At 73.8% G+C, this 8,258-nt stretch carries 7 protein-coding genes; 1 reads left to right on the forward strand and 6 read right to left on the reverse strand.

Annotated elements, in window-relative coordinates; translation table 11 throughout:
* From GT042_RS40080 to GT042_RS12325, 3 genes are all read right to left on the reverse strand, one after another.
* Positions 1-1,361: SCO3242 family prenyltransferase (locus GT042_RS40080; protein WP_161308764.1), on the reverse strand; the 1,361-nt coding region annotated here is incomplete at its 3' end.
* Positions 1,358-2,569 carry an inositol-3-phosphate synthase gene (locus GT042_RS12320; RefSeq protein WP_161308765.1) on the reverse strand — a complete coding sequence of 404 codons (1,212 nt, stop codon included), beginning with the start codon at positions 2,567-2,569 and terminating at the stop codon, positions 1,358-1,360. The genes GT042_RS40080 and GT042_RS12320, both read right to left, overlap by 4 nt.
* A gap of 59 nt (positions 2,570-2,628) precedes the next feature.
* A complete protein-coding gene (locus tag GT042_RS12325) occupies positions 2,629-3,423 on the reverse strand; it encodes a Tat pathway signal sequence domain protein (protein ID WP_161308766.1) in 795 nt (264 codons plus the stop codon).
* 292 nt (positions 3,424-3,715) lie between these two features.
* On the opposite strand from GT042_RS12325, the gene GT042_RS12330 reads away from it, so the two are divergent.
* Positions 3,716-4,726 carry a hypothetical protein gene (locus GT042_RS12330; RefSeq protein WP_161308767.1) on the forward strand — a complete coding sequence of 337 codons (1,011 nt, stop codon included), beginning with the start codon at positions 3,716-3,718 and terminating at the stop codon, positions 4,724-4,726.
* A gap of 179 nt (positions 4,727-4,905) precedes the next feature.
* On the opposite strand, the gene GT042_RS12335 is transcribed toward GT042_RS12330, so the two are convergent.
* The 3 genes from GT042_RS12335 to GT042_RS12345 form a co-directional block, all read right to left on the reverse strand.
* Complete coding sequence (locus tag GT042_RS12335; RefSeq protein ID WP_161308768.1) at positions 4,906-6,282, reverse strand: MFS transporter; 1,377 nt, start codon at positions 6,280-6,282, stop codon at positions 4,906-4,908.
* Positions 6,279-7,262, reverse strand: a complete 984-nt coding sequence (locus GT042_RS12340; RefSeq protein ID WP_161308770.1) for an ornithine carbamoyltransferase — start codon at positions 7,260-7,262, stop codon at positions 6,279-6,281. The genes GT042_RS12335 and GT042_RS12340 overlap by 4 nt, the downstream gene beginning before the upstream one ends.
* Positions 7,262-8,258, reverse strand: a 997-nt coding sequence (locus GT042_RS12345) for a phosphopantetheine-binding protein (protein WP_161308769.1), incomplete at its 5' end; no start/stop codon positions are given. The genes GT042_RS12340 and GT042_RS12345, both read right to left, overlap by 1 nt.

The raw sequence follows: 8,258 nt of genomic DNA on the forward strand, positions 1-8,258 counted from the left end.
GAAGCACCCGTGGCGTCGGTACGCGCGGCAAGCAGACGCGCCACGGAAGCGGCGGCCGGCCCCGCGAGATGAGCCCCGGCCCCGGCAACGGCCAGCCACTGCGCGGCGGCGGACCGCCCGGAAGCACCGGACGAGGCGAGAGGTGCCGCCGAGGCGGGGGACGCGGGAGCGGATGGGGCCCGGGGGACGGCGGAGACCGGCCCGGGGTGGCGCACCGCCGTGGGCGACTGCCCGGTGGCAGAAGCCCGTTCCGGGTTACGGGCAGCCGTCGCCTCCGGCCCGGCGGTGGGGGTCGGGGCAGAGCTGCGGACCCCGGAAGCCAACAGACCGGCAGCGGACGCCAGTCCGGAGGTCCGGAACGCGGACGCCAGCAGCCCGGCGGCGGAGCGCGTGCCGGAGCTGCGTACCGACGTGGGCGACTGCCCGGTGGCAGAAGCCCGTTCCGGGTTACGGGCAGCCATCGCCTCCGGCCCGGCGGTGGGGGTCGGGGCAGAGCTGCGGACCCCGGAAGCCAACAGACCGGCAACGGACGCCAGCAGCCCTGTGGTGGCGGGCTGGGCGGAGCGGCGTGCCGCGTTCGTCAGGAGTCGGGCCGCTGGGGCTGCCAGCGTGGCTGTGATCGCTGCCGTCGTGGCCAGCGAGACGCGGGGCTCCGAGTGCGGGGCGCCGTGGACCTCGTGGCGGCTCAGGCGCGTCACCGCCAGGGTGTGGGCCGCGATCGTCGCCGCCGCGGGGAGCGCGGGGGCCGTGCGGCCGGAGGCCGCCCCGTGCAGGACGTCCAGGCCTCGGGCCGCTGCCATCGCCGCCGGGCCCAGCGGGGTCGACTTGAGGCCCAGGTCGTACGCCCAGACCGCCGCCGCCAGCGGCAGGGTGCGCCGCAGTACCGTACGCCGGCCCCCGGCCAGCGCCGCGATGCCCAGGCCCGCGCCCGTCAGGCCCACCGCCACGGCCAGCGCCGCGCCGGCGCTCAGGCGGCCCGAGGGGATCGGGCGTTCGGGGCGTTCCACCGCGTCCTCGTCCCGGTCCGCCCAGTCGTTCAGGGCCATGCCCGCCCAGTAGAGGGCGACCGAGGACGCCGTCAGCCCCAGCGTCCGTGTTACCGGCGCGCGGCCCGAAGCCAGGGCTCCCGCCAGGACGTCCCCGGGAACGGTGATCGCCGCGGGCGCCCTCACCAGCTCGGCGAGCGTGGAGAGCGTGGGGAGGGTAGAGAAGGTGAGGAGGGTGCGGGAAGTGGGGCGGGTGTGGGAATTGGGGTCGGAGCGGGGTGGCCGGGTGGCAGGCCGGCGGACAGGGCCCGGCTCCGTGACACCCGCGTCCGTACGGAGGCCCGTACCGGCGCCCGAAAGCGTCGGCGCGCTCATCGCAACGCACCCGTGGACGCGGGCGAGTTGTCCGTCGCCGACCCGGTCCCCGGAGTCGCCGCCCACGCCGTCAGCGCCTCGTACTGAAGCGTGAGGTTGTGCTCCCGCGAGCCCGCCGGGTCCTTGAAGAAGAAGCCCAGCGCGGGCAGCGCCCCCGCCTCCCCCCGCCGCCGCGCCAGCGCCGCGAGCCGCACCAGGTCCAGGACCAGCGGCGCGGCCAGCGCCGAGTCACAGCCCACCCACGTGAACTGCATCGACATCCGCACCCCCAGGAACCCCTGGAAGGAGATGTGGTCCCAGGCGGTCTTCCACTCCCCCATCTCCGGAACGTTGTCGATGTGCACCTGGCCCTCGACCGGGTGCCCCACCGTCTCCTCCAGGCTGCGCTGCTTCGACTCGGTCTTGCTGCGCGCGGCGCGCGGGTCCTCCAGGGTCGCGCCGTCACCCCCGCCGAGGAGGTTCGTCCCCGACCACGACCGCAGGCGCAGCGCGCGCTGCGTGAACATCGGGGCGAGCGCGCTCTTGACGAGCGTCTCGCCGGTCTTGCCGTCGCGCCCCGCGTGCGGGACACCGCACCGCCGCGCCAGCTGCTCCAGCGCGGGCAGCGAAGCCCCGGCGGACGGGGTGAAGTTGACGTACGCGCAGCCGGCCAGGAACGCCGCGTACGCGTACAGGGAGCTGGGCGGCAGCAGGCCGGTGCTGGTGGCCAGCGCCTCCTCCAGCGTGTCGAGGTCGAGGAACGCCGGGTCGGGGTCGGGCAGCGGCTCGGTGGACGAGACGTTGACGACCACGACCTGTTCGAGCCCGTGCCGCTCCCGGAAGGACGTGATGTCGGCGGCGAAGCGGGCGGCGGCCGCGGACTGCGGCTCGCCCTCCCGCCCCGCCCCGTCGCGGATCTCCCGGTCGGCGGCGGTGAGGGGGGCTCGTACCGCGTCCAGGATCCCGGCGGGCAGCACGCCCGCCTCCGCGAGTTGACCGGCCCTCGCCGGCAGCGGGACACCGACTATGTCGTGCCCGCCGAACACAAGATCGGCGAGGGCCGGGAGCGATGCGTCACGGAACGGGGGAAGGTCCGTGACGCATCCGTCGGAGGAGGCAGAGCCCGCGCTGATCGCGGCGGCACCCGCGATCGCAGCCGTGGCGACCGAGCCTCGGGCGCCGATCATCCAGACGCCGATCCGGGGTGATGTTCCAGTCGTGGCATGCATGGTGGGCTGTGCCTCCTGAGTCGTACGTCGTACGGGGAGAGAAACGAAACCGCCGGGCCCTAGAACTGGCCGATGTCGGCCGGGTACGGGTAGCTGTCGAACGCCTTGTCGATCTGGTGCGTGGAGCGGCGCAGCCACTTGCGGGTGACGCCCTCCACCGTGCGCCGCGGCAGCCGCTGGTTGTTGTCCGCGTCGTTGACCGGCTGCCCGATGGACTGGAGCTCCCAGGCCGTGCCCGCGAGGCGGTTGATGTGCGCCCACCAGTGCTTGTCCACGTTGAGCAGCTGGAAGCCGGCCAGGAACGGGTGCCAGCGGTGGTACGCGTGGGTGAAGGCGGGCGGCGTGTAGTTCATCATGTGGACCTTGTTGCCGGCCGGGCGGCGCGGGTCGAACAGGACGCCCTGGCCGAACTCCTGGAACGCGAAGAGCAGTCCCTTCGGGTCGCCCCCGTAGAACTCGTCGTACACGTCACGCTGCGCCCGCGACAGCAGCTCGAAGGCGTCCTTGTTCGGCTTGACCAGCTCGATGAAGCTGCGGGGGTAGCGGCCACTGGCGCGGGCGGCGGCCCAGGCGGCGTCCGTCTGCGTGAAGTCGCCGAACGGCGCGGTGATGACGTCGACGGCCTCGACCAGCTCGGGCGTCGGGTTGTAGTAGAAGCGCTCGTCGTACTCGTACCAGAACTCGTTGGCCCAGCGGTCGCCGACCATGCCCGGGATGGAGGGGAGGCGGCGGTGGTGCGGCCTGCCGTGCGCGGCGGCCGGCAGTACGCCGGCCACCGACACCGCGGCCGCCGCGCCGGCGACGCCGACGGCAGCCTTGAGGACGCCTCGCCGGTTCGTGGTGTTGAGCGGCATCGGTGGATCTCCTTCGTCTCGGTGCGGTGAGTGAGGTGCGCCGCGGTGATGAGGGGGTCTGCGGTACGAGAACGACTCTGACGGCGCCCGCTATCGGCGTCCTATACGCCGTCCGACGGTGTCGGGGGCTGGTCGGAGGGGAGGAGGAAGGGAGCGAAGCCGCCGCGATGCCGTGGCGATACGACAGCGGACTAGCGTCCTCCGGAAATCGATGTACGGATCCGTACATCGATTTCGGGCCAGTCCAGCTGGCCGAAGACAGTCACTACCCCCCACCGTAGAAGGAGTCACTGTGACCGATCTGATGGATCATCAGGTCAAGGAGAACGACGGCGGCGACGGCGACGGCCGGCGCGGCTTACCCCGGTTACACCGCCCCCTGGCCTACTGCGCGGCGGCCATGGGGCTCCTCGCCGCGACCGGTGTCGTCGGCATGGCGGTCGACGAACGGACCCTGCTGGGTGAGGGGGTGTGGCTCAAGCCGTTCAAGTTCGCGGTGTCGTTCGGGCTGTACGCGCTCACGCTGGCCTGGATGATCGGCCGGACCCGGGCCTGGCGGCGCACGCTGCGCTTCCTGGGCACGGTGACGGTCGTGGGGTTCATCGCGCCGGAGATATCGATCATCACGTTCCAGGCGGTACGGGGCGTGCGCAGCCACTTCAACGTGTCCACGACCCTGGACGACCTCTTGGTCAAGGCCATGGGCGGGGCGGCGTACCTGGGCTGGGGGCTGACCCTCGTCGTGGGGGTCCTGCTGATGTTCCAGCGCCGGGTGGACCGGCCCATGGCGTGGGCGATCCCGCTCGGGGTCTTCATCTCCCTCGCCGGCATGTCCGTCGGCTTCCTGATGACCAGCCCGACCCCCGCGCAGGCGGAGGCCCTGGACGGCGGGGGTAGCCCCGGCATCGTCGGGGCCCACACGGTGGGCGCGCCGGACGGCGGTCCCGGGATGCCGCTGACGGGCTGGGCGACCGGCGCGGGTGACCTGCGGGTCGCGCACTTCGTCGGGCTGCACGCGCTGCAACTGGTCCCGTTGGTCGCGATCGGCCTCGGGTTGCTCGCGACCCGCGTGCCGGTGCTGCGGGACGCGGCGGTGCGGACGGCGCTGGTGGTCGTCGCGGCTCTCAGCCACGCCGGCTTCGCGGCGCTGCTGCTGTGGCATGCGCGGCGGGGGTTGGCGCCGCTGGATCCGGACCGCGCGTTGGTCGCTGCGCTGGCTGCGTTGGTGGTGGCGGTGGGTGTGTGCGTGACCGCGATCCTGTTGCTGGGGGCGCGCCGCGGAAGGAGGGCGTGCGCCGTGTAGCAGGACGAGTTCCTCGGACGCGCCCGAGGGCACCGCTTTGTCCTCAATCGCCGGACGGGCTTGATTGGCCCGCCCGGCGCTTGAGGACACACGACCCGCACCCGCCGGTTCCGGACAACACCGGCCCAATCAAGCCCGTCCGGCGATTGAGGACAGCGTGGGTCGGGGCGGCGCGTCGCTCAGGGGGTCGGGGGCGTTGGGAACGGGCCCCGGCGCAACGCGGGCGAGACCAGGGCCACCAGCGCGGTCAGCGCCATCGCCGCGCTCAGCCACAGCACCGTACTCGTAGGACCGACCGCCTCCAGCGCGAACCCCGCCGCCACCGGCCCCGCCGCCATCGCGCCGCCGCCGACCAGGTTGGCCAGCGAGTTGGCCCGCCCCCGCATCCCGTCCGGTGCGACCCGGACGAGGAAGACACCGCCCGCCACGTTGAACACGCCCCCCACATACCCGCTCGCCGCGAAAATCGCACCGAGCGCGTACGGATCGCGCAACACCGCCACCGGGACCATCAGCAGCGCCCACACCGTCAGCCCCCCGATGACCAGCGCCCGCATCGAAAGCCGTTCGGTGAACCAGCCGCCACTGATCGCGCCGACCAGCCCGCCCGCGCCACTGAGCGAAAGCACCACACCGACCTGGAACTCCGAGCCCCCCGCCGACTGGATGCCGGTCATCACCGCGAGGTTGAGGCCCTGGAACAGGATGTTGGAGACCGCGACCGCCGCCATCACCGCCCGCAGGAAGTGCTGGCGCCACATCCAGACCAGCCCCTCCCGCACCTCGGCCGCGATGGCCTGCCGGGGGCCCTGACGGGTCTGCTGGAGCTTGCCCCGTACGCCGAACAGGCAGATCACCGAGGCCAGTTGGCCCACCGTCGCCGCCACGAACGGGAAGGCCGCCCCGAGCGTGATCAGCCCGCTGCCCAGCGGTTGGCCCGCGATCGCGGCGCCTCTCGTCCGGGCCTCGTTCCCCGTCATCGCGGCGGAGATCTGCTCCCTCGGTACGACGGCGGGCACGGCGGCCCGCTCGGCCAGCTGGTGCAGGACACCCAGCGTGCCCTCGACGAACGCGGCGGCCAGCAGCGCCCACAGCCACACGTGCCCGGTCAGCAGCAGCGTCGCGACGGCCGCCGCGACCAGCGTCTGTCCCGTCCCGGCCGCCAGCATGATCCGGCGCCGGTCCCAGCGGTCCACCAGCGCGCCGCCGGGCAGTTGCACCACCAGTTGCGGGAGCAGCAGGGCCGTACCGACCAGACCGGCGTCGGCCGGCGACTTCGTCGCCCAGAGCACGGCCAGGGGGTACGCGACGGCCGTGGCCCGCCCGGCGAGCAGGGAAAGACCGGCCCCGCCCCACAGGAGGCGGTAGTCGCGGTTGTGCCGCAGGGGTACGACCTCCGACTCGGCGGCCACAGAGGGGAGTTCAGGCTCAGAAACAGGGTCAGGGTCCGGCTCGGACTTGAGCGGGGACTTCCGCTCCACCGACGCCGCCGACTCCTCGGCCAGCAGCCACGGCAGCACGGCGGGATCCGTCGCCGACTCGGGAGGCGGATTCATCGCGCGGCCACCAGCCCGTCCAGCGGGCTGCGCGCGGTGACCGGGTCGGCGCTCGCCGCCCTCGCCGGAGCCCGTACGAACTCCAGCACCGCCATCGCGCTGTGCATCTTGTTCGTCGCCTGCGCGAAGGCGATGCTCCGCGGCCCGTCGAGGACGTCCGCCGTGACCTCCTCGCCCCGGTGGGCCGGCAGGTCGTGCATGAAGACCGCCCCCGGGCTGGTCCGCCACAGGTCGGCCGTGACCTGGAACGGGGCGAAGATCTCCCGCCAGTTGGCGTCCGGCTTGCTGGTGCCGGTGGTCTGCCAGCGGGTGGTGTAGACGACGTCGAACCCCTCGGGCAGGTCGTCCATGTCGTGCCGCTCCACCAGCCGGGCCCCCGAGCGGGCCGCCCGGGCCCGCGCGCGTTCCAGGACGGAGGCGGTGAGCCCGTACCCCGGTGGCGTACGGACCTCGAACTCGACGCCGGGGAACCGGCTCAGCGCGAGCGCCAGCGCCGCCGCCGTGTTGTTGCCCTCCCCCGCGTACAGGATGCGCAGCCCGTCGATCCGGCCGAAGTACCGTACGAGCGTGGTGAGATCGGTCAGCGCCTGGGTCGGGTGCTCCTCGGCGCTCATCGCGTTGACGACGGACATCCGGTCCTGGGCGGCCCAGCCGCGCAGCTCCGCCTCGGGACCGGCGGTCCGCGCGACCAGCACGTCGAGCATCCCGGAGAGCACCCGTCCGGTGTCCTCCGTGCTCTCGCCGGTGTTGAGCTGGAGGTCGCCGGGGCCGTACGCGATGAGGGATCCGCCCAGCCGGAGCGATCCGGACGAGAAGGCCGTACGGGTACGGGTCGAGGTCTTCGCGAAGTAGACGCCGACCACCTGCCCGGCCAGCGGGGCGGACGGGGCGGACAGGCCGGCGGAGAACTCGGCGCCGCGGCCGGCGAGGCCCCGCAACTCCGCGTCGGTGAGGTCGTCGATGGAGATGAGGTGACGCATCATGAGCCTTCCTGAGCCGGGGAGTGGTGGTCGGGTGCGGTGGAGGAGTGGTGGTCGAGCGCCTGGGCCAGCAGCTCCACCGTGGGGTGGCGCAGTGCCGTGGCCAGATCGAGGGCGAGCCCGGCCCTGCGGGCCGCGAGCAGCAGCGGGGGTACGAGCAGCGAGTCGCCGCCCAGGTCCCTGAAGTGGTCGTGCACGCCGACCCGTTCGAGGCCGAGGACCTGCGCCCAGACCTGCGCGAGCAGCCGTTCGGTCCGGGTGCGCGGGGCCTGGTAAGGGGCGTCCGCGGCGGTCGCGGCGCGCGCCACGAGGGCGGATCTGTCGCGCTTGCCGTGAGCGGTGAGGGGCAGTTCGGCGACGGGGGTGATGGTGGCGGGGAGCGCGGCCGTGGGCAGCACGGTACGCAGCCGGTCCCGCAGGGCGGGTACGGACACGGTGTGGCCGGGCGCCGGCACCACCCAGGCCGCCAGCCGCTTCCCGCCGTCCGCCGCGTCGACGGCGGCGACCAGCGCCTCCCGTACGGCGGGGTCGGCGGCGAGCGCGGCCTCGGCCTCGCCCGGTTCGACGCGGTGGCCCCGGATCTTGACCTGTTCGTCGGCGCGCCCGGTGAACTCCAGTGCCCCGCCGGGCAGTCGGCGTGCGAGGTCACCGGTGCGGTAGAGGCGCGTGCCGGGCAGACCGTAGGGGTCGGGCAGGAAGGACGCGGCGGTCAGGCCCGGCTGACCCGCGTACCCCCGGGCCAGCCCCTCGCCGCCCAGGTACACCTCTCCGACGATGCCGTCGGGCACGGGGTACAGCCGGTCGTCGAGCAGCCGCAGGACCACCCCGGGCAGCGGGGACCCGAGCGCCACCAGGCTGCGCGGCGCGCGGGTACGGACGGGGGTGTCGAGGTCGTCGGCGCTCTGGAGTCCGGTACGGACCCCGGCCGGGCGGGCGGCGGTCACGGCGACCGGTGCCGGGACCGGGCGCGCCCCCGGCAGCACCCGCGTGGCCGTC

Source organism: Streptomyces sp. SID3212, from assembly GCF_009865405.1.
Taxonomy (GTDB): Bacteria; Actinomycetota; Actinomycetes; order Streptomycetales; family Streptomycetaceae; genus Streptomyces.